The organism is Mycobacterium sp. 1482292.6, from assembly GCF_001672995.1.
Lineage (GTDB): Bacteria > Actinomycetota > Actinomycetes > Mycobacteriales > Mycobacteriaceae > Mycobacterium > Mycobacterium europaeum_A.
The window spans coordinates 63,961-84,516 of record NZ_LZKV01000099.1 but is presented as its reverse complement, the minus strand read 5'-3'; the positions used below and the strand labels follow the sequence as shown (position 1 = coordinate 84,516).

Here is a 20,556-nt window from a genome sequence, read left to right as displayed (position 1 = left end):
CGACGATGGCCAAGGGCATCATCCTCGTGGAGAGCCGACCCAGCTCGCCCGAACGCGAACAGGAATACAACACCTGGTACGACGAGGTGCACCTGGGTGAGCTGGTGGCCCTGGACGGGTTCGTCTCCGCGCGCCGGCTGCGGCCCGTCGACGGCGAAGGACCCTACGTCGCCATCTACGAGATCGAGGGCGACGATCTGCAGGCGATTCTGGACAACATGATCGCCAACGCCGGGCAGCTGCACATGTCGGACGCCCTGCAGCTCGACCCGGCGCCGATTCCCCGACTGCTCGAGACCACCACGGAGCACAGCGGCTAGCCGACTTCGGTTCGAATCGCTGTGCCAGAGAGGACTGCTTGATGAAGGTCGACGACCTGATCTTGGTGAGCATCGACGACCACGTGGTCGAACCGCCCGACATGTTCCTGCGGCACGTTCCCGCCAAGTACAAGGAAGAGGCACCCGTCGTCGTCACCGACGACAAGGGCGTCGACCAATGGATGTACCAGGGCAGGCCGCAGGGCGTCAGCGGTCTGAACGCCGTGGTGTCGTGGCCCGCCGAGGAATGGGGCCGCGATCCCGCCGGCTTCGCCGAGATGCGCCCCGGCGTCTATGACGTCCACGAACGCGTCCGCGACATGAACCGCAACGGCATCCTCGCATCGATGTGCTTCCCGACGTTCACCGGCTTTTCGGCCCGCCACCTCAACATGACCCGCGAGGACGTCACCCTGGTGATGGTGTCGGCGTACAACGACTGGCACATCGACGAATGGGCCGGCTCCTATCCGGACCGCTTCATCCCGATCGCGATCCTGCCGACCTGGACTCCCGAGGGCATGTGCGCCGAGATCCGCCGCGTCGCGGCGAAGGGTTGCCGCGCGGTGACGATGCCGGAATTGCCGCACCTGGAAGGACTTCCGAGCTACCACGACGAGGACTACTGGGGTCCGGTGTTCCGCACGCTGTCCGAGGAGAACGTGGTGATGTGCCTGCACATCGGCACCGGGTTCGGGGCGATCAGCATGGCACCGAATGCGCCGATCGACAACCTGATCATTCTGGCCACCCAGGTCTCGGCGATGTGCGCCCAAGATCTGCTGTGGGGCCCGGCCATGCGCAACTATCCCGACCTGAAATTCGCCTTCTCCGAAGGCGGTATCGGCTGGATCCCGTTCTATCTGGATCGCAGCGACCGTCACTACACCAACCAGAAATGGCTGCGCCGTGACTTCGGCGACAAGCTGCCCAGCGACGTCTTCCGTGAACACTCGCTGGCCTGCTATGTCACCGACAAGACGTCACTGAAGCTGCGCCACGAGATCGGCATTGACATCATCGCCTGGGAGTGCGACTACCCGCACTCGGACTGCTTCTGGCCGGACGCGCCCGAGCAGGTGCTTGCCGAGCTCAACGCCGCCGGCGCCGACGACGCCGACATCAACAAGATCACCTGGGGCAACGCCTGCCGGTTCTTCGGCTGGGATCCGTTCGCCCGGACCCCCCGTGAGCAGGCCACCGTGCAGGCCCTGCGCGCCAAGGGAAGTGACGTCGACGTGTCGATCCGGTCGCGTGCCGAGTGGGCGCGCCTGTACGCGGAGAAGCAGCTCGCGTAGCTGACGTAGCCCGGGGGTCAGCCCGGAGGCGGGTCGGCCTTTCGGACACAAGGGCGCATCAGGTGACGCGCCCGAGCGCGTGAAGCGCCGGAGCCAACTCTTCGAATTGGTGAATGCCTGCGCCGAATTCACCGCCAATGGGCCCAAGCAGCACCACTGTGGGATCGTCCATCGCCCGCAGATAGTCACGCATGGTGGCCACCGGGCTCCCGTAGTCGCGGCCGACGCTGGCCGCCTGCTCCGGATAGCCGACGCCTAACCCCAGCACGATTCTGTCCGGATAAGCCTGGGCGAGTCGGGCCGTCGCGGCGTGCAGGGTCTGGGCCGGCCGAGGCTCACCTCACCGGGCCGGGCGCCTGACGCCGAACGTGAAGTTGGTTTCACGCTCGGACCCGAACGTGACACTGGCTTCACATTCGACGCTCGGCGGAGGTGCCTACTGGCTCAACTCCGGCGGCGGACGGTACTCGGGCTCATACCCCGAGACGTGGATCGGGCTGCCCACCAACCGGAATTCACCCGCTGTGACAACCACTTCGGGCGTGGCCTCGAGCGCTTCGGGCAGGCTCCGGACCGCGGCGGCGGGAACCCCCAGCGGGCGCAGTCGCCCCTCCCAGCCGATCGCGCTGTCGGTGGCGAGCATCGCCGTGACGACGGCCAGCACTTCGTCGCGGCGCGCGACTCGCTCGGCCATGGTTTCGAAGCCGCCGATGCCGGCTTCCGCGGCGAACGACTTCCAGAAACCGTCGTGGGTGATGAACAGCGCCAGATATCCGTCGGCGGTCGGAAAGAGCTGAGCCGGAACATAATACGAATGCGCCCCGTAGGGGCGGCGCTGCGGTATGACGCCGCCGTTGAGATAGGCCGACGCGTGGTAGTTCAGCTGGGACAGCATGACGTCGCGCAGCGACACATCCACCTGGCCGCCGGTGCCCGAGATGATCTTGGCCAACAGCCCCAGGGCCGCGGTCATTCCGGTGGAGTTATCGGCCGACGAGTAGCCGGGCAGCGTCGGCGGACCGTCCGGGTCGCCGGTCAGGGCGGCGGTGCCGACGCCCGCCTGCACCACGTAGTCGAACGCCGGGTCGTCGCCGCCGTAGAGCCCGAAGCCGGTGATCGCCACGCAGACGATCTTCTCGTTGTGCCGGCGCAGCGAGTCGTAGGTCAGGCCAAGCCTGCGGATGGCTGAGGGTTTCAGGTTCACCAGCAGCGCGTGCGAATCCGCGACCAGTTCACCCAACCGCTGCTGCCCCGCATCGGAATTGAGGTCCAGCGTGATGCTGGATTTGTTGCGGTTGAGGCTGGCGAAGTAGGTGGCGCCGACGCTGCGGGAGATCTCGCCGCCGGCGGGTTCGATCTTGGTGACGTCGGCGCCGAGGTCGGCGAGCAGCATGGTGGCGTACGGCCCCGCCAGCATGGTGCCGACCTCGAGGATACGGACCCCCGCCAGCGGCCCGGAGTGGTTTGCGGTCAACGCATTTCCGCGGCGAGTGAGGCGATCATTTCGCGGGTGCGCCGCTTGGAGGCGACCAGCTCGTCGCGATTGTCGCCGATCGGCAGCAGCCGCACCGACAGATCGGTCACGCCGGCGTCGGCGAACCGGCGCATCCGGCCCAGGATCAGTTCCTCGTCACCGGCCGCGCACAGGTCACCGACGTCGCGGGCGTCGCCGCGGTCCAGCAGGCGCTGATAGTTGGGCGACACCTCCGCCTCGCCCAGGATGCGGTTGGCCCGCTCCTTGGCCTCGTCGACTCGCGAAGGCTCGCAAAGGCATACCGGGATGCCCGCGATAATGCGCGGCGCCGGACGGCCGGCGTCGGCGGCGGCCTTGGTGATCTTCGGTGCGATGTGATCGCCGATCGCGCGCTCGTCGGCCATCCACAGCACGGTGCCGTCCGCCAGTTCACCGGCGATCTGAAGCATCACCGGCCCCAACGCGGCGACGAGCACCGGCATCGGGGTGTCGGCCCCGATCGCCAGCGGGTTGTGCACGGTGAACGAATCATTCTCGACGTCAACGTCTCCCGGTCCGGCGATGGCGGCGTTGAGCACCTGCAGATAGTCGCGGGTGTAGGCGGCCGGCTTCTCGTACGGCAGGCCGAGCATGTCGCGGACGATCCAGTGGTGCGACGGCCCGACACCAAGGGCAAGCCGGCCGCCGGCCACCGCGTGTGTCGAGAGGGCCTGGCGGGCAAGGGCGATGGGGTGCTGGGCCTGCAGCGGCACCACGGCGGTGCCCAGCTCGATGCGTGAGCTGTGGGCGGCCATCAGCGACACCATGGTCAGGCAGTCGAAGTCGTTGGGTACCTGCGGCATCCACGCCGTGTCCAGGCCCGCGGATTCGGCCCATTCGATGTCGGAGACCAGCCTGTCCACCTTGCGGGCCATATCGCCACGCTCGGCGCCGATCATTACTCCGACGCGCACGGTTCCTCCAGGGCTGGCTCGGGGGTGTCGGTCAGTTTGCGGATCTCGCGCACCAGGTTCTCCAGGGGTGTCCCGGTGGGGAATACCGCTACCGCACCGGCCGATAGCAGCTTGGGTACGTCCGCGTGCGGGATCGTCCCGCCGACGACGACGGCGATGTCGGCCGCATCGGCGGCGCGCAGCGCTTCGATGGTCCGGGCGGTCAGCGCCAGGTGCGCACCCGACAGGATGCTCAGGCCGACGACGGCGACGTCCTCCTGGACGGCGATGGACGCGATGTCTTCGATGCGCTGCCGGATGCCGGTGTAGATGACCTCGAAACCGGCGTCACGCAGGGTGCGGGCGACGATCTTGGCGCCGCGGTCGTGCCCGTCCAGGCCGGGTTTGGCGACGAGAATGCGGGCCGTCATCTAAAACACCACCGGTTGCTGGAATTCGCCCCAGACCGCCTTGAGCGCGGACACCATTTCCCCGACCGTGCAGTACGCGTTGGCGCAATCGATCAGCTTGTGCATCAGGTTGTCGTCTCCCTCGGCCGACCGCGACAGCGCGGCCAACGTGGATTCCACTGCGGCCGAATCCCTTTCGGCCTTGACCTTGGACAGCCGCTTGAGTTGCAGGTCGCGGCCCTCCGCGTCGAGTTCGTAGGTGACCACGTCGTGCTCGGGCTCCTCGGTCACGAACCGGTTGACCCCGACGACCGGCCGGGTGCCGGCTTCGACGTCCTGGTGCAGCTTGAACGCCTCGTCGGCGATCAGGCCCTGCAGGTAACCGTCCTCGATGGCCTGGACCATCCCGCCGTGCCGCTCGAGGTCGGACATGATCTCGATGATGCGCTCCTCGGTGGCATCGGTCAGCGCCTCGACGAAGTAGGAGCCGCCGAGCGGGTCGGCGACGCTGGCCACCCCGGTCTCGTGCGCCAGGATCTGCTGGGTGCGCAGCGCCAGGGTCGTGGTTTCCTCGGTGGGTAGTGCGAACGGTTCGTCCCAGGCCGCGGTGAACATCGACTGGACACCGCCCAGCACCGCGGCCATCGCCTCGTAGGCGACCCGGACGATGTTGTTGTGGGCCTGCGGCGCGTACAGCGAGGCGCCGCCGCAGACGCAACCGAAGCGGAACATCGCCGCCTTGGCCGTTTTCGCCCCGTAGCGCTCCTGCACGATCGTCGCCCAACGTCGCCGCCCCGCACGGTATTTGGCGATCTCCTCGAAGAAGTCGCCGTGGGTGTAGAAGAAGAACGAGATCTGCGGCGCGAACTGGTCGATCGTCATGCGGCCGCGCTCGACCACGGTGTCGCAATAGGTCACCCCGTCGGCCAGGGTGAACGCCATCTCCTGCACCGCGTTGGCCCCGGCATCGCGGAAATGCGCCCCCGCCACCGAAATCGCGTTGAACCGCGGAACTTCGGCCGCACAGAACTCGATGGTGTCGGCGATCAGCCGCAGGGAAGGCTCCGGCGGCCAGATCCAGGTACCGCGCGAGGCGTACTCCTTGAGGATGTCGTTCTGGATGGTGCCGGTGAGCTTGGCCCGCGGGATTCCCTTCTTCTCGGCGGCGGCGACGTAGAACGCCAGGAGGATCGCCGCGGTTCCGTTGATCGTCATGCTCGTGCTTAGCTTGTCCAGCGGGATGCCGTCGAACAGGATCTCGAAGTCGGCCAGGGTGTCCACCGCGACGCCGACGCGGCCGACTTCCTCGCCGAACTCCGGGTCGTCGGAGTCGTACCCGCACTGGGTGGGCAGGTCGAGCGCCACCGACAGCCCCGTCCCGCCCTGCTCCAGCAGGTAGCGGTAGCGGCGGTTGGATTCCTCGGCGGTGCCGAAGCCGGAGTACTGCCGGAAGGTCCAGAGCTTGCCGCGGTAGCCGGACGCGAAGTTACCCCGGGTGAAGGGGAACTCCCCCGGCTGCGGAGGCTCCGCGTGTACGTCCCCCGGCCCGTAGACGGGCTGCAGCGGGATACCAGACGGAGTGTGGGCCGTATTATCCATCGGTGAATAACGTACTTGCAAAAAAAGAGAATGCCAATACCATACGGTTGACCAGGTAAAAGGAGACTCCATGCCCAACGGTTCGCTCGTCGATCGCACCGTCGTCATCTCCGGCGGCAGCCGCGGAATCGGGCTGGCGATCGGAATCGGTGCGGCCCGGCAGGGCGCCAACGTGGTGCTGCTCGCCAAGACCGACACCCCGCATCCCCGCCTGCCCGGCACTGTTCACACGGCAGCCGCCGAGGTCGAGGCCGCGGGCGGCAAGGCGCTGGCCGTCGTCGGCGACGTCCGCCGCGAAGAGGACGTGCAGCGGGTGGTGGATGCGGCGGTGCAGCGCTTCGGCGGCGTCGACGTCTGTGTCAACAACGCCAGCGCCATCGCGGTGGAACCGACCGCCACGTTGCCGGCCAAGAAGTACGACCTGATGCAGGAGATCAACCTGCGGGGCACCTTCCTGCTGACCAAGGCGTGCGTGCCACATCTGGAGAAATCGGCCAACCCGCACGTGCTGACCATCTCGCCGCCGGTGAACATGAACCCGCGCTGGCTGGGGGCCCACCCCGCTTACACGCTGTCCAAGTACGGGATGACGCTGCTGTCGCTGGGCTGGGCTGCGGAATTCGCCGACGCCGGGATCGGCGTGAATTGCCTTTGGCCGCAGACCTATATCGCGACCGCCGCGGTGGCGAATATGGCCGACGGAGACAAGCTGGCCGAGTCGTCGCGCAGCCCGGAGATCATGGCCGACGCGGCCGTCGAGATCGTCTCACGCCCCAGCCGGGAGGCCACCGGCAACTGCTACATCGACGCCGATGTTCTGCACTCCGCCGGAGTCGCGGACCTGTCCCGCTACGGCGGCGGCGACCAACCGATTCCGGACCTGTTCCTCGACTGAGTCCTACGCGCGGCAAAGGATTTCGCCGTGCGGTATGGCGATCCAACCGTCCTGGGCGGCGGCCCATTCGCGCCACGCGGCGGAGATCTCTTCGAGCTGCGCACCGGTGGCCAGCTCGAGGCGTACCAGGTCGCGGGCCACGGTGGAGTGCAGGATTCGGTCGGCCCACATTCCGCCCCACCAGTCGCGAGTCGCGGGCGTGGCATAGCACCACAGGCTGCCGGTGGGCGTGATGTCGGTGAATCCCGCCTGCTGCGCCCACGACAGCAGACGCCGCCCCGCGTCCGGTTCGCCACGGTTGGCGCGCGCGACGCGCTGGTAGAGGTCGCGCCACAGGTCGAGCGCCGGCAGCTCGGGATACCAGACGAAACCCGAGTAGTCGGCATCCCGGGCCGCCACGATGCCGCCCGGCGCGCACACCCGTCGCATCTCTCGCAGCGCCGCCACCGGATCGGCGACGTGCTGCAGCACCTGATGCGCGTGCACGACATCGAAAGTGCCGTCGGCAAATTCGAGCTTGTGCACGTCGGCGGTCCCGAACGAGACGTTGGACAGCTTCCGTTGCTCGACCTCGGCGCGGGCCACGCCGAGCACATCGGAGACCTGATCGACGGCGGTGACCGGACCGGGCGCGACCCGCGCGGCCAGGTCGGCGGTGATGGTCCCGGGCCCGCAACCGACGTCGAGCACCGACAGCCCCGGTTTCAGGTGCGCCAGCAGGTAGGCCGCGGAGTCCTCGGCGGTGCGTCGCTGGTGGGAACGCAGCACCGACTCGTGGTGTCCGTGCGTGTAGGCCGCTCGGTGTTCGTCGTCCATGGTGGCCTTCCTTGCCTGCGTGGCTCGCCTGGAAGACTACGCGTACCGCCCATAATATGGTATTTCTGTCTCATATATTGAGACAGATCAGTCGACGGGCACGTCGAGAATCGGTTGGTCGACACCGGCGCCCGGGCCGTCGAAATGCCACCACTCCCCCGAATACACCTTCAACCCGCCGTAGTTCATCGCGTTCCGTAGCGCGGCCCGGTTCGCCACCGCGTCGGCACTGATGCCTTGGGTATTGAAAGCGGTTGCCCGAGAGGTGAAGTCGTCGAAGTCGGTGCCCATGTCGGCCAGGCAGAGCCCGCCGGCATGCAGCCCGGACGAGCACGGCTGCTGAGCCGTCGTGAACGTCACGTCCACCGAGCGCCCCGACTCGTGGCTGTGCGCGTACGGACCCGGGCGTGCCACCCACGCGGGGTTGGGAACCAGGTGGAACATCTTGACCTGAACCTCGTGCGGGCGATAGCAGTCCCAGAACACCAGCAGGTGGCCCTGCGGGCGCAGGGCGCCGGCCGCGGCGGCAAGGCCGGGCGCCATCGATTGGTGCACAAGGCATCTGGCGTCGGAGGGATACAGCTGCGTGTGGGTGAAATTGTTCGTCGTTGCGTAGCGCAGATCGAGGACCGCATCGGGAACGACGCTGCGGATGTCCACGAAACCGGCCGCTCGCGCGGCGTCGCCGACCGGCGGGATATCGGGATCGCCCGAGGCCGGTGGCGTTAGTGCGGCGCCCACCCAGACCAGCGACACCGCAATGGTCGATCGCAGCACCCAGGCGAGACGCATGCGGTCATTATCCCGGTCGGCCGGCCCGGATCGGGTGAGGCGCCAGATGTCGTCGCTACCGGCGTCCAGGCGTCAGAAAAGCAGTGGGCTGGTACGAAGGTATTCGCACCAGCCCACCGTGACGTATGTGAATTTCAGACGGCGCTGACTCCTACCGCCTGGGGTCCCTTGGCACCTTGCTCCACCTCGAACTGAACACGCTGGTTTTCGTCGAGTGAGCGATAGCCGTTGCCCTGGATCTCGGAGTAGTGGACGAAGAGATCCTTCGTGCCGTCGTCAGGGGTGATGAAGCCGAAGCCCTTTTCACCGTTGAACCATTTCACAGTTCCCTGTGTCATTTACTTACTTCTCTCATCAAATGCGGATGTACCAAACACACCCATGCCTGCCCAGGGTAGCACGAACCTGCGCCATTTCTAAACTAGTTGTGGCGCTTGCTATTTCATCTGCATATCGACCCCGAAGATGGCACCCCGCGACCGGCGGAAGCGGCGCCCAGGCCGCATTTCACCTGAACACGGCGTGTACTCGCCCGCTGCCTGTACAGTGGAGAGGAACCGCGTTCTTGCGGTCACCGCGAATCGCGAACGAACCACGAATGAGGTCGCCGTGCGATTCGATCGTCGTCCGACGCCAGTAACAGTGCGTATCGGCCGAACTTTTCATTCGGAAGGACAGCCCATGGACCAGTCGAACCTGTTTTCCCACCCCGAGGCACCGAAGCATGTCGCCTCGGGCGAAAGCTCCGCAAAACCGGTGGAGCACCCGACGTTTTCCGATCGGCCCGACACCGACGGCTCCACCACTCAACGTCGCTGATCGACGGTGGGGTGCGTGGACGTCAAGATGCTTTGGCGTACCTGCGGACCAATTCGCCTTCTCCGAACGTACTGGTCCGCTGTTGACCGTTGTCGTCTCGGCTGAAAAACGTCCACTGCCCCGGACCACTCTGCGGAGCACTGATCATCTTGACCGTCAGCCGCAATTCGGTGGGGCGCCGCGTGCCGATAACGTCACCGACCCGGATCTGCGATGGGTGGATCTCGACCGCGTCGCACCAGTTCTCTATTGCCATGTAACCCATCCTCGCAGTTGCTACCAGCCTACCCGTCATCCCGCCCTACCGGGGTGGATGGCACACACTGTTTTCTCATCCCTTGCACCGCAAGGGATTTCGTGCCAGCGGCAATGACAAAGTCCATCCGCCGGGCGAATTCCCCAGAGTTGGCCGGCCAAGGCCGTGTCCTGCTTGCGCGCTGGCGCCGATCACCCGATCGTCCGGGTGGGCCAACGGTGGCGTAGCGTCGAAATCGAGCCGTTCGTTGTCAGCGGTGGTCTACCGCACGATCGCCGCGGGCGACACCCCACGGGCAATGTGATTCCTCCGTCGGTCCGCGTCCGTGGCCCGACGACGCCGAGCGCGAAGGAACCGCCCATGGGTTGTGCAAGCCCGGCCAGGACACGACACGATAATTTTGCGACCGTTGCGGCCCGCGGCGGCGCCGCGAGCAGGTGCGCAATCTGCCGGCTGCGGTATCTCCGATGAGCTTCGCGGTCAGGACCCGGCGCCAATCCACTCCCATCCGGCTCTCGGTGGCTCGCGAACTCGGCCGGGATATCGACGGCGCGTGGTGGCCGCGCGCGGATCGCATCACCAATGAATTGCCCGAGCTCGTTGCGGTACTGACGCCTCTGCTCGGCGATGTCACCTCCATCAACGTGAACTGGTCATCGCTGCAGCGACCGCCCGATTTCAACTGGCCCGGGTGGGAAGGCAAACGCCAGCACGTGATGACGGTGCAGGGGGCGCACGCGTGCGCCAACCTGCTGATCGTCTCCTACGCCACGCACAGCGGGTTGGCCCTCATGGTGCTGCGGCGCGCCGCAAACCTGCCCGTGGAGGGTGCCGACCGCGCCAAGCCCGCGTTCATACTCGCGGACGCGATCCTGCGCGCCGCATTACAACAATGCGGACGTTCCTCCGGCTAGTAGGCGACACCCAGCGTCAGTCGGCCCGGGTGAACTCGATGTGCAGTTCCTTGAGCCCGCGCAGCAAGAACGTCGACTCGTAGAGGTACTGCCGGTTGGCGGGCAGCCCGTGCTTGGCCTCGCTGATCCTGAAGTCGCTGGTGCGGTCCAGGAGCCGGTTGATGGTGATCTGACCTTCCACCCGCGCAAGCGGTGCGCCAGCGCAGGTGTGGATACCGCGACCGAAGGCGATGTGCTCGCGGACGTTCTTCCGGTCAACCTGAAACTCGTTGGGATTCTCGAATTTTCGCGGATCACGGTTGGCCGCTCCCAGGCACAGCATGAGGACTGTGCCGGCCGGGATGTGCACCCCACCCAGGGTGGTGGTCTTGCGGGCCAGCCGGAAGTCGACCTTGGTCGGGCTCTGCATGCGCAACGCCTCTTCGATGAACGAGCCGATCAGGCTCCGATCCGCACGCAGCCGTGCCTGAAGCTCGGGCTGATCACCGAGCACCTGTACCGCCGCGCTCAGCAGCTTGGTCACGGTCTCCTGGCCGGCCGCGAACAGGAAGGTGGCCGGTCGCACCACCTCCAGTAGCGGCGGGGTCGAGCCGTCGGGATACGTGGCGGTCGCCAGGCCGGTCAGCACGTCTTCGCGGGGTCGTTCTCGCCGGTCGGCGATGTAGGCACTGAACAGGTCGTCGAGGTACTGCAGCGGGTTACTGCCCACGGGTTCGTGATCGAGCGCGCCCACCCTGGCGCCCGGCGCGTTACCTGCCCCGAGATTGCGGCGAATCTCGGCACGGTCCTCGTCGGGAACACCCAGCAGATCGGCGATCGCCAGCGTCGCGAACGGCTTCGCGTACTCGCCGAGGAACTCGCACTGGCCGTTGGCGATGAACTCGTCGAACTGCCGGTCGGCCAACTGCCAGATGTAGTCCTTGTTTTCCTGCAGCCGGCGCGGGGTGAGCAGCCGGCCGAGCAGGGAGCGCGCCTTCTCGTGCTCGGGCGGGTCCATGACGACCATGTGCTCGAAGATGGGGAATTCGTGGCGATGGGCTTCGATCTGCTCGCTGATGTCGTCGCCTTCCGGGGTGAACGGCAGCGGCGGGAACGGGCCGCCGATCGCGTTGACGGCGGAGAACGAGGCGACGTCTTTGAAGGCGGCCTGGACCTCCTGGTACCCCGTGACGGCCACGACCCCGTAGTGGGGCTCGCGGAACACCGGCCCCTGGCCACGCAGGTAGTCCCAGTAGGCATACGGATCTTGCGCGATGTCGGCGTCGGTGAAGTAATCGACGTCGGCGAGTTCAGTCATGGTTTCAATTCCTTTTCCGGGCTAGAAAGCCGCGCGTCACGCGTCCTCTGCGACCACGCTGATGGCCTGGCGCGGGCAGGCGGCCACGGCGGCTTCGACGCTGTGGCGCAACGCTTCACCGGGTTCCTCCTCGCAGGTTGCGACATCGTCGCCGAGGTCGAAAACCTCGGGGGCGATCTCCACACACAGGGCGTGCGCCTCACAGAGCCGGGAATCCACCCGGACACGCAGGTGTGCGGTCGTCATCGGCCGCTGCCTCCCGATTGACTCGTGCTTGCGATCATCCGAAACTGATCGATCGACCAAATTGTTAGGATGCGGTATGCCTACCACGGATCGACCAGGCCGGTCAAGCAAATCGGCCGCGCCCAACCCGGCGGCGAGTCGCCAAAACAGGAGGGGCGCCGACGCGGGGGCGCGCGGCAAGCTGATCGAGGCCACGGCCCGAATCATGCGCGAGGAGGGCTATGCCGCGGCGACGTCGCGGCGGGTGGCGGCGGAGGCCGGCGTCAAGCAGGCGCTGGTCTACTACTACTTCCCGACGATGGACGATCTGTTCGTCGAGGTGCTGCGCGCCGGTGCCGAGACCGCACTGACGCGCATGCGGGCCCTGCTGACCGAGGACGACCCACTGCAAGCGCTGTGGGTGATGAACAGCGACTCCGCGGTCACCACGCTGAACGCCGAGTTCATGGCATTGGCCAACCACCGCAAGGCAATTGGCGCCGAACTCAAGGCCTATGCCGAGCGGGTCCGCGACATCGAGACGGCCGCTGTGACGATGGTGCTGCGCGCCAACCAGATCGACCTCGAGGAATATCCCCCGGTGGCGATTTCGATGCTGATCGCGCAGGTGGCCCGCAGCCTGTGCAATGAGAACGCCGTCGGCGTCACCCAGGGCCACGACGAGTTACGCGCCTTCGTCGAACGCCGGATGCGCTTGCTCAAAGCGCCCGCGGCGCCGACTCGCTAGGACTGCCCGACGCTTCCGCCACAGCGGCACCGACCGCGTCCGTGGCGTGACACCCGATCCCACGGTCGCACCCGCGAGTGTTGACACTGCGGCCAAATGGTGCCACCCTTCCTGATCGATCGACTAAATCGAAAGTCGACGGACAGGTACGCGCCGGGCCACGTCGTCCCGGGCTCCCGGATCAGTGAGGTGCAGTCATGGGCGGAAGAGTTGAGGGCAAGGTCGCGTTGATCACCGGCGCCGCTCGGGGCCAGGGCCGCAGCCACGCGGTGCGGCTGGCGCAGGAGGGCGCCGACATCATCGCCGTCGACATCTGCGCACCGATCAGCAGCAGCAGCGAGATCCCACCCTCGACGCCCGACGACCTGGCCGAGACCGCCGATCTGATCAAGGGCCTCGACCGGCGCATCGTGACCGCCGAGGTCGACGTGCGCGACTACGACGCCCTGAAGGCCGTGGTGGACAGCGGAGTCGAACAGCTCGGCCGCCTGGACATCATCTGCGCGAACGCCGGAATCGGCAACGGCGGACAGACTTTGGACAAGACCAGTGAAGACGACTGGCGAGACATGATTGACGTCAACCTCTCCGGCGTCTGGAAGACCGTCAAAACTGTTGTGCCGCATCTGATTTCGCAGGGCAAGGGCGGGTCGATCATTCTGACCAGCTCGGTCGGCGGCCTGAAGGCCTACCCGCACACCGGCCACTACATCGCCGCAAAACACGGCGTCGTCGGCTTGATGCGAGCCTTCGCCGTGGAACTCGGCCAGCACTTCATCCGGGTGAACTCCGTTCACCCGACCAACGTGAACACGCCGATGTTCATGAACGAGGGGACGATGAAGCTGTTTCGGCCCGATCTGGAGAACCCCGGCCCGGACGACCTCAAGGTCGCCGCGCAGTTCATGCACGTACTGCCGGTCGGCTGGGTCGAGCCGGTGGACATCAGCAACGCCGTGCTGTTCCTGGCATCCGACGAATCGCGGTATATCACAGGGCTTCCCGTCACCGTCGACGCCGGAAGCATGCTCAAGTAGCCGCAGGCGCCGGCGGCCGTCGGCCCGGGCACGCCGTCGCCCCGGATCGCAACGTGGTGGCCACGGACAGTTCATAGCCACGACATCTGCCGTCAGGTTCAGACCTCATCGGTTCCGCCATTACGATCAGCCAATGCGCGCGGTCGAACGCGAGCTGGCCAGAGAACGCGAGGGCAGGTCGATGACGACGAGCGAAGAACCCAAGGCCGCGACCGAGACACCCGAGGCCGAACGGCCAACGGCGTCAGGAGAAGAACCCGAACCCGGACGACGCGGCGTCATCCAGGCTTTCACCGCGCTCTGTGTCCGATACGTCGAACGGCTGATGCCCGACCCCTACCTGTTCGCGGTCATCCTCACCGTCATCGTCGCCGCGCTGGTGGCGCTCTTGGTCAAGGGCGCCTCGGCGGGCGGCATGCTCAGGGCGTGGTACGGCGGCGTGTGGGGATCGCAGAACATCTTCACCTTCGCCTTCCAGATGGTCCTGATCCTGGTGACCGGCTACACGCTCGCCGAGGCGCCGGTGCTGAAACGGGCCATCGTCCACATCGCGAGCAAGCCGCGCAACCAGGTGCAGGGCGCCCTGCTCTGTTTCGGCGTGAGCGCCGCACTGTCGCTGCTGAACTGGGGGCTCGGGCTGGTCGCGGGCGCGCTGATCGCCCGCCAGGTCGCGAAGCGCTGCACCGACACACATTTCGGCTACCTCATCGCGGCGGCGTTCATGGGCTTCATCGTCTGGACGCAGGGACTGTCGTCGTCGATCGCGCTGGCGAACACGGACGATGGCAGCCCAATCAACGTCATTCACAAGATGACTGGGGCCACGGTGCCGCTCAAGCTGACGATCTTCGAGCCCTACAGCTGGCTGTCTGTGCTCGTCGTTCTGGCGCTGCTCGCGCTTGCGATCTGGCGCATGCAGCCAACGCAGCGCCTGGCGCCCGATCCCGCCGTGTTCGAGGAGGAGGGCGGCTCGGAGGGCAAGGCCGAGGGCACGCGATCGTTCGCCGAATGGCTGGAAAACCAGTGGATTCTCAATGTCCTCGTGTTCGCCGCGGGCGTTGCCTACTTCTGCCTCAGCGGTTTTGCGCTGAACATCTCGTCGATGATCATGTTGTTCACGATCACCAGTGCGTTGCTGCATCGCACGCCGATCCGCTTCATCCGGGCCTTCACCGGCGCCGCCAAGGTATCCGGTCCGCTGTTGCTGCAGTACCCGCTCTACGGGGGTCTGGTTGCTCTGCTCGGGTATGCGCCCGCGCACGCCGGCGGCAAGGCCGTGCCCCTGCAGACGCTGCTGGCCCACGGGCTGGTGAGCGGCGCGACGCAGTACACGCTGCCGTTCCTGACCTTCATCGGCTCGCTGATCATCAGCCTGTTTGTGCCGTCCGGCGGCGGGCACTGGGCCGTGCAGGGCCCGATCGCGGTGGATTCGGCGCGGGCGGTCGGTCAGACCTCGCCGGCCTACCTCGGGCTGATGTCCATGGCGGTCGCCGTCGGCGAGGGGGTGGCGAACATGATCCAGCCGTTCTGGTTGCTGCCGCTGCTCGCGATCGCGAAACTGAATGTCCGTCAGGTAATGGGGTTCACGATTGTGGCGTTCCTGATCGGGCTGGTGGTGTTGGGCGCGACCACTCTGATTGCGCCCTACGTGGTTTGACGCCGCGCAACATCGAGAAGTCGCATATCCGTGGTGGCCAGGGGCGGGATCGAACCGCCGACCTTCCGCTTTTCAGGCGGACGCTCGTACCGACTGAGCTACCTGGCCGGAAGGCAGCGAGTGCCTCGCCGCGCTTGGCGACCCTGACGGGACTCGAACCCGCGACCTCCGCCGTGACAGGGCGGCGCGCTAACCAACTGCGCCACAGGGCCTTGCTGCTGCTCCGCGTCACCGCGTCGCGTACCCCCAACGGGATTCGAACCCGTGCTACCGCCGTGAAAGGGCGGCGTCCTAGGCCACTAGACGATGGGGGCCAGAACCGAATCACTCCGGGGTACTCGCAACGTGGTTTCGTTGGGAGCCACGTCAGCTTAGGTCACGGTGTGCCCAATCCTCAAACGAGCCTCGTTTTCGGTCCAAGTATCCTGAATCTTCGCGGCCCCTATAGCTCAGTTGGTAGAGCTACGGACTTTTAATCCGCAGGTCCCAGGTTCGAGCCCTGGTGGGGGCACCACAACGCGTGTATGACGTCGGGTGATGCTTGACATTTGGCCTTGACCCCGACGAGATTCCGACCCTCGGCGGCAACCGCTGGCTCAGCACCGCCGGCCGCATCCTCACGACCCCGGTCGGGGTGCCGTGTGACCTGCAGCCGAACACCCTGAAGTTCTGGGAAGCGGCTGCCCTGCGCGGGCAGGGCAAGCCCCTGAGTGAACTGATCGTGTGAGCTGGGCCGGCCCTCGACCTCCGCATGAAAAGACTGGCGGCGGCGGGGCGTCAACCCCGCACCGCCAACCGGGCCAAGGGCCGGCCATGACGGTGAGCTTTGCTCCTTTCGTTCGAGCCAGAGCCGACACCTGCGCCCTGCCGCCGCCACCTACACGAAGGAACAGTGACCGCTGTTCGACACTTCGGTCCGAGTTGCCCGCGCGGCTCAGCCCAGTGGGGTTGGCACACACCGGACCTAGTTTTGGCGATTTCCCAAGTTTGAGACGAATGCGGCGACAATGGGTGCATGTCATTCGAGTCATTCGAGGACCGCGTTCGTCGCATCCAGGCAGAGCGAGCCGCGAAGCAGAGCGAACAGGCATCGCGTAAGGAGCAAGAAGACCAAGCCGCTGCCCGAGCGCAACACGAACGACAAGAACTAAACCGAGAGGCATATGCGGCCCTCATCGCGGGTGGCGCGGAAGTATTCGCACTATGCGAGCGCGACTACCGCGAGAATCGATACGACATGCTGGCTGAAGGTGTCGAGTTCGATCGCGCCGAAGGAACAGAGTACACCACCGTGGTGGCGTACCTATGTAAGGACGGAATTATAATCGAGGGCAACTGCAGGCTCGCGCAGAAATGGGTTGGCCGGTTCGGCAAGTCCGACGGAACGGCGTTTGATCCGACGCAGAACAAGTCGATGCCGTTCCGCTACGAGCGCATCAACGGACTCCGCATCGCCGAAGTCCAACGTGAACCTCACCTCGGCAACCTCCCCTGGCATTCCGCGCACGATTATGCCGAATATGCCGCTGGTCGGGTTGCGGAGCGAACCGCTGGCAAGAGACGCGATCATTGACCGAGGGCGTCACCGCCCCTGAGCACCACCGCATCGGTACGCCAAAAGGCGAGATGCGGTGCAGTCACCTAATCCCAGAGGGGGCGGAGGGAACCCTCCGTCCACCCCAGCGGACCCCGACACGGCACTGCTGAAAATGCTCTGTACGTTTCGCACAACTTCGCCCGTCACAGGCCAGCCGGCGAAATCAACTGTGCCACAACGCTTCTCTGAATCTTAACGGTCCGGAGATGCAGCTATCTTCGACCGCCTCTGCGCAACTCCTGGGGCAGCATGCGGTTCAGCTCGACATCCGTGAATACGAGTTCCTCATCGCCGGCGAGCGCGTCTCGCGCGTGTTGGTAGGCGCGCCCTGATGTCTGCGGGGCGTAGGCGTACAGTTCGGCCAACCGGGCGGTCAGCACGTCGTATCTCGCCCGGACGGTGTTGGTGTCTGCGTTTTCCTGCGCGTCCGCGATCAATCGCCCGAAATCGTCACGTAGGTTCAGGAATGATTTGGCGGCATTACGTTGTTCCGCCGCCTCACGCTGTGGCTGGAAGCTGAGCTGCGCCGTAGCAAAGCCGAAGGCGATTACCGCTGAGCCAACCGGAATCCACTGCGCCCACGTATTTTTCAGGACTGGCATCGCGAGCGTTGCCGCGAGTGTGACTGCAATGACGACCAAGTTGGTCCAGGTAAGCCAAAGATTCTGCGTGACCTTCCGTTCGGCCTCTTTCTCGTGTGTCTTGTGTGTGTAGACCAGCCGTCCGTAGGTTTGTCGAACGTCTGACATGAAGGCATCAGATACCGAACTCACTCCCGAAAACCTCCCGCCAGTAGTACCGATACAGCAAATCATCTGCCAGGTGGAGGCATGCGTTGGCCGCCGCCTCCGCCGAGTTGGTGGCGTCCACATACCAACCGACTCCGGTATCAATGGCCTTGCCGGTTCCCGGCGTGTAATAGGTGGTTGTGTAGTGGTCAACCATGTACTTTAAAAAATCCCTGACAAGCCAATCGTCATAAGTGTATGAGGTTTGTGAACGGTCCCAACCGCTCATGAATGCAGTCGCCATCATCTCGAGAACGATGGATTTCATTAGAGCGCCTGTATGACGGCGCCATACTTTCATGTAACAGATCAGGCGGCGGAGTTGGCCGTTGACCGATTTGTCAAGCGAATTGAGCGTGGTCCACTCCGCGCCGTAATCCTCGTGTTCCCAGCGGCCGCCCTCGCGTGTGACAGGGACAAATCCTCTTGCGGAGACAATGTTGCTTCCCTCGCTAAGCAGTACGGCGGGCACAACCTCGATAGCGGGGGGTTCCGAGAAGGACACCACAACTACGGGTCCATCGCCGCGGATGACGGTTCGGGGGTAACGCGTTTGTAGTGCGTCCCGCACCTCCTGCAAAAGGGCCGACTGGCCGTTGCCGGCGTAGTTGTCGAATCGGCTGTATGTGCCTGCTGGCATCCGAAACAAGACGTCGGCGTCGAGTAGCGGCTCGATACCTGTGTCTTTCACCAGCGATCCGAGAAGGGTGATGTGGTCGCTGACGTTTTCACTGTCGGGGAAGTACCTCCTTCTCAAGGCCTCTCCACATTGGATGACGCGGTACAGACCTTGCTGCTGTGACTCCTCTTTCAGCGAAATTCTGCTGTGGAATGAGCTAAACAACGAGTACGTCGACACCAGACCGCCCACCGCTCCCCTTTCTGGTCGAACCTGCCCGTCGTCCGTGGGTGGCGGCTTTACTGATGTGCGCCCGTACAATTAAGACACGCTCACCGTCTTATCGACGTTAATAATCGGGAACGAGTCGGATCACTCGGGAAGCATTGAGCTGGTGTGGGCGTCGAACGCATGCTTACGTCACCTTTTGAGGCATGACTGGGAATCGTCGGAACAGATGGACCATTAATCCGCAGGTCCCAGGTTCGAGCCCTGGTGGGGGCACCACACTGCGCGCGGTGCCGCTGCGCGCACCGCAATCATCGCCCGAGCACCGCGCTGCTGTAGGTGACATCGGCGAAGGCCGCGGCGACGTCGTCGTCGGCGTAGACAAACCCGTTGGCCGCATGCAACTCCGCGATGGTCTGTGACGTGGTCTGCCAGCCGCGCCGGCCCAGGTGGTCGACGATGTGGCTGCGCTGGCCGTGGTAGACGAGATCGTTGAAGTCGATTTCGAACCCGAGTTCGCTCATCCGGTCGTGGTGCGCGCGCCACCGCGGGTCCGCGAAAACCGCAGTGTCAGGCACGAATTCGAAGGCGAGGCGGCTGCCGGAGGCACTCAGGTCGGTGACGTTGTCGAACAACGCGTCCTGGGCGTCGTCGGGCAGGTAAACCACCAGACCCTCGGCGCTCCATGCCGAGGGCACCTGCGGATCGAATCCGGCCGCCTGCAGAGCCGAGGCCCAGTCGTCGCGCAGATCGATGCCCACGGTGCGACGCTCGGCCGTCGGCTCGGCCCCCAGGTCACCCAGCGTCAGGGTCTTGAACTCGATCACCTCCGGCATGTCGACCTCGTAGACGACGGTGCCCGTCGGCCAGGGCAGCCGGTAGGCCCGGGAATCTAGCCCCGACGCGAGGATCACCACCTGGCCGATGCCGCTGCGCGTGGCGTCCAGAAAGAATTGGTCGTAGAACCGGGTCCGGCAGGCCATCCCGCGCGCCATTCGCTGCGGATCGAACTCCGTGTTGCCGCCGGGCGCGATTTCGCCGTTCACCAACCGGACATAGACGTCGATACCGACCGCCCGCACCAGCGGCGCAGCGTAGGGGTCGTCGATCAACTTCGCGTCCGAGGACAGGGCCCGCTGGGCGGCCACCATGGTCGCCGTCGCCCCGACACTGGTCGCCAGATCCCATCGATCACGTTCGGCGCGCGCCATGGTGCCCCCTTTGAAACCGGGTCCGAAAAAAAGATAGACAATCTAGTTAGTATCACAGGCTCGGGTTCCGCCGTGCGGGGCTACTCTGCGAGCTATCTGCTCCCGTTTCAGGAGGGCCCGTGACCGATTTCGCACAGCGGACGATCGACCTGGCGCGCCGAAACGTGGCAGACGGGGGCCGCCCCTTCGCGACGGTGATCGTCCAGGACGGCGACGTGCTCGCCGAGAGCGCCAACAAGGTGGCCCAGACCAACGACCCCACCGCGCATGCGGAAATCCTCGCCATCCGCGAGGCGTGCATGAAGATGGGCACCGAGCACCTCGTCGATGCCACCATCTACGTGCTCGCCCATCCGTGCCCGATGTGCCTGGGCTCGCTGTATTACTGCTCACCCAAGGAAGTGGTCTTCCTGACCACCCGTGAGACCTACGAGCAGTACTACCTGGACGACCGCAAGTATTTCGAATTGTCCACGTTCTACGACGAATTCGCGAAGCCATGGGACCGGCGCCGCCTGCCGATGCGCTACGAGCCCAACGACGACGCCGTCGAGGTCTACCGGTTCTGGAACGAGCGCAACGGCGGACGGCGGGCGACGGTCGTCCCGTCCTGCTGAACCGTGT

Annotated in this window: 24 protein-coding genes, 4 tRNA genes and 1 pseudogene; 12 read left to right on the top strand and 17 right to left on the bottom strand. The window is 65.4% G+C overall.

Features of this window, described 5'->3' with window-relative positions; genetic code table 11:
* Positions 1-5 precede the first annotated feature (5 nt).
* Both A5624_RS10450 and A5624_RS10445 read left to right on the top strand, forming a co-directional pair.
* Positions 6-320 carry a DUF4286 family protein gene (locus A5624_RS10450; protein WP_066865640.1) on the top strand — a complete coding sequence of 105 codons (315 nt, stop codon included), beginning with the start codon at positions 6-8 and terminating at the stop codon, positions 318-320.
* A 41-nt stretch (positions 321-361) separates the two neighbouring features.
* The gene (locus tag A5624_RS10445) at positions 362-1,618 is read left to right on the top strand and encodes an amidohydrolase family protein (protein WP_066865638.1); all 1,257 of its coding nucleotides are present in this window, start codon (positions 362-364) and stop codon (positions 1,616-1,618) included.
* Positions 1,619-1,775: 157 nt separating this feature from the next.
* Here the strand turns inward: A5624_RS10445 and A5624_RS28150 are convergent.
* The 5 genes and pseudogenes from A5624_RS28150 to A5624_RS10420 form a co-directional block, all read right to left on the bottom strand.
* Positions 1,776-1,949: pseudogene (locus A5624_RS28150) on the bottom strand (LLM class flavin-dependent oxidoreductase); the annotation flags it as partial.
* Between the two features lie 105 nt (positions 1,950-2,054).
* Positions 2,055-3,092, bottom strand: coding sequence for a CaiB/BaiF CoA-transferase family protein (locus tag A5624_RS10435; RefSeq protein ID WP_066865632.1), 1,038 nt, complete (start codon positions 3,090-3,092; stop codon positions 2,055-2,057).
* Positions 3,089-4,045, bottom strand: coding sequence for an LLM class F420-dependent oxidoreductase (locus A5624_RS10430; protein WP_066865629.1), 957 nt, complete (start codon positions 4,043-4,045; stop codon positions 3,089-3,091). The genes A5624_RS10435 and A5624_RS10430 overlap by 4 nt, the downstream gene beginning before the upstream one ends.
* Positions 4,030-4,455, bottom strand: a complete 426-nt coding sequence (locus A5624_RS10425) for a cobalamin-dependent protein (RefSeq protein WP_066865623.1) — start codon at positions 4,453-4,455, stop codon at positions 4,030-4,032. The genes A5624_RS10430 and A5624_RS10425 overlap by 16 nt, the downstream gene beginning before the upstream one ends.
* Entirely contained in the window at positions 4,456-6,033 is a 1,578-nt protein-coding gene (locus A5624_RS10420; protein WP_066865620.1) for a methylmalonyl-CoA mutase family protein, read from the bottom strand.
* 70 nt (positions 6,034-6,103) lie between these two features.
* Between A5624_RS10420 and A5624_RS10415 the strand changes: the two genes are divergently transcribed.
* Positions 6,104-6,928, top strand: coding sequence for an NAD(P)-dependent oxidoreductase (locus A5624_RS10415; protein ID WP_066865617.1), 825 nt, complete (start codon positions 6,104-6,106; stop codon positions 6,926-6,928).
* 3 nt (positions 6,929-6,931) lie between these two features.
* Here A5624_RS10415 and A5624_RS10410 read toward each other — a convergent pair whose 3' ends face one another.
* The 3 genes from A5624_RS10410 to A5624_RS10400 form a co-directional block, all read right to left on the bottom strand.
* The gene (locus A5624_RS10410) at positions 6,932-7,744 is read right to left on the bottom strand and encodes a methyltransferase domain-containing protein (RefSeq protein ID WP_066865615.1); all 813 of its coding nucleotides are present in this window, start codon (positions 7,742-7,744) and stop codon (positions 6,932-6,934) included.
* Positions 7,745-7,831: 87 nt separating this feature from the next.
* A complete protein-coding gene (locus A5624_RS10405; RefSeq protein WP_066865612.1) occupies positions 7,832-8,536 on the bottom strand; it encodes a M15 family metallopeptidase in 705 nt (234 codons plus the stop codon).
* 134 nt (positions 8,537-8,670) lie between these two features.
* Entirely contained in the window at positions 8,671-8,874 is a 204-nt protein-coding gene (locus A5624_RS10400; RefSeq protein ID WP_066865609.1) for a cold-shock protein, read from the bottom strand.
* A gap of 343 nt (positions 8,875-9,217) precedes the next feature.
* Here A5624_RS10400 and A5624_RS28565 point away from each other — a divergent pair, with 343 nt between their 5' ends.
* On the top strand, positions 9,218-9,355 hold the full coding sequence (locus A5624_RS28565) for a hypothetical protein (RefSeq protein WP_197498060.1): 138 nt from the start codon (positions 9,218-9,220) through the stop codon (positions 9,353-9,355).
* Between the two features lie 22 nt (positions 9,356-9,377).
* Here A5624_RS28565 and A5624_RS10395 read toward each other — a convergent pair whose 3' ends face one another.
* Positions 9,378-9,611, bottom strand: a complete 234-nt coding sequence (locus A5624_RS10395; protein WP_066865864.1) for a hypothetical protein — start codon at positions 9,609-9,611, stop codon at positions 9,378-9,380.
* Between the two features lie 467 nt (positions 9,612-10,078).
* Here A5624_RS10395 and A5624_RS10390 point away from each other — a divergent pair, with 467 nt between their 5' ends.
* Complete coding sequence (locus A5624_RS10390; RefSeq protein WP_066865606.1) at positions 10,079-10,525, top strand: DUF5994 family protein; 447 nt, start codon at positions 10,079-10,081, stop codon at positions 10,523-10,525.
* Between the two features lie 16 nt (positions 10,526-10,541).
* Here the strand turns inward: A5624_RS10390 and A5624_RS10385 are convergent, their stop codons facing one another.
* Positions 10,542-11,822 carry a cytochrome P450 gene (locus A5624_RS10385; protein ID WP_066865601.1) on the bottom strand — a complete coding sequence of 427 codons (1,281 nt, stop codon included), beginning with the start codon at positions 11,820-11,822 and terminating at the stop codon, positions 10,542-10,544.
* Between the two features lie 36 nt (positions 11,823-11,858).
* Positions 11,859-12,053 carry a ferredoxin gene (locus tag A5624_RS10380; protein ID WP_066865861.1) on the bottom strand — a complete coding sequence of 65 codons (195 nt, stop codon included), beginning with the start codon at positions 12,051-12,053 and terminating at the stop codon, positions 11,859-11,861.
* A 196-nt stretch (positions 12,054-12,249) separates the two neighbouring features.
* Here A5624_RS10380 and A5624_RS10375 point away from each other — a divergent pair, with 196 nt between their 5' ends.
* The 3 genes from A5624_RS10375 to A5624_RS10365 all read left to right on the top strand — a co-directional run bounded on the left by A5624_RS10375 (position 12,250) and on the right by A5624_RS10365 (position 15,489).
* Positions 12,250-12,795, top strand: coding sequence for a TetR/AcrR family transcriptional regulator (locus A5624_RS10375; protein ID WP_066865858.1), 546 nt, complete (start codon positions 12,250-12,252; stop codon positions 12,793-12,795).
* A 197-nt stretch (positions 12,796-12,992) separates the two neighbouring features.
* Entirely contained in the window at positions 12,993-13,832 is an 840-nt protein-coding gene (locus A5624_RS10370; protein ID WP_066865597.1) for a mycofactocin-coupled SDR family oxidoreductase, read from the top strand.
* Positions 13,833-14,112: 280 nt separating this feature from the next.
* Complete coding sequence (locus A5624_RS10365) at positions 14,113-15,489, top strand: TIGR00366 family protein (RefSeq protein ID WP_066865855.1); 1,377 nt, start codon at positions 14,113-14,115, stop codon at positions 15,487-15,489.
* 31 nt (positions 15,490-15,520) lie between these two features.
* Here A5624_RS10365 and A5624_RS10360 read toward each other — a convergent pair.
* The 3 genes from A5624_RS10360 to A5624_RS10350 form a co-directional block, all read right to left on the bottom strand.
* Positions 15,521-15,597 (bottom strand) — tRNA-Phe (locus A5624_RS10360).
* 27 nt (positions 15,598-15,624) lie between these two features.
* Positions 15,625-15,701, bottom strand: a tRNA-Asp gene (locus A5624_RS10355).
* 29 nt (positions 15,702-15,730) lie between these two features.
* Positions 15,731-15,803: transfer RNA gene (locus tag A5624_RS10350), tRNA-Glu, on the bottom strand.
* A 124-nt stretch (positions 15,804-15,927) separates the two neighbouring features.
* Between A5624_RS10350 and A5624_RS10345 the strand changes: the two genes are divergently transcribed.
* From A5624_RS10345 to A5624_RS28145, 3 genes are all read left to right on the top strand, one after another.
* A tRNA-Lys gene (locus A5624_RS10345) sits at positions 15,928-16,003 on the top strand.
* A 27-nt stretch (positions 16,004-16,030) separates the two neighbouring features.
* A complete protein-coding gene (locus tag A5624_RS10340; protein WP_066865594.1) occupies positions 16,031-16,216 on the top strand; it encodes a hypothetical protein in 186 nt (61 codons plus the stop codon).
* A gap of 288 nt (positions 16,217-16,504) precedes the next feature.
* Positions 16,505-17,062 (top strand): hypothetical protein, encoded by a 558-nt coding sequence (locus A5624_RS28145; protein ID WP_156748975.1) that lies wholly within the window; start codon positions 16,505-16,507, stop codon positions 17,060-17,062.
* Between the two features lie 236 nt (positions 17,063-17,298).
* On the opposite strand, the gene A5624_RS10330 is transcribed toward A5624_RS28145, so the two are convergent.
* The 3 genes from A5624_RS10330 to A5624_RS10320 form a co-directional block, all read right to left on the bottom strand.
* Entirely contained in the window at positions 17,299-17,859 is a 561-nt protein-coding gene (locus A5624_RS10330) for an SLATT domain-containing protein (protein WP_197518942.1), read from the bottom strand.
* Positions 17,843-18,745, bottom strand: coding sequence for a nucleotidyltransferase (locus A5624_RS10325; RefSeq protein ID WP_066865585.1), 903 nt, complete (start codon positions 18,743-18,745; stop codon positions 17,843-17,845). The genes A5624_RS10330 and A5624_RS10325 overlap by 17 nt, the downstream gene beginning before the upstream one ends.
* Before the next feature lie 287 nt (positions 18,746-19,032).
* Complete coding sequence (locus A5624_RS10320) at positions 19,033-19,932, bottom strand: class I SAM-dependent methyltransferase (RefSeq protein WP_066865582.1); 900 nt, start codon at positions 19,930-19,932, stop codon at positions 19,033-19,035.
* 119 nt (positions 19,933-20,051) lie between these two features.
* Between A5624_RS10320 and A5624_RS10315 the strand changes: the two genes are divergently transcribed.
* Positions 20,052-20,549 carry a nucleoside deaminase gene (locus tag A5624_RS10315; RefSeq protein WP_066865579.1) on the top strand — a complete coding sequence of 166 codons (498 nt, stop codon included), beginning with the start codon at positions 20,052-20,054 and terminating at the stop codon, positions 20,547-20,549.
* Positions 20,550-20,556 lie beyond the last annotated feature (7 nt).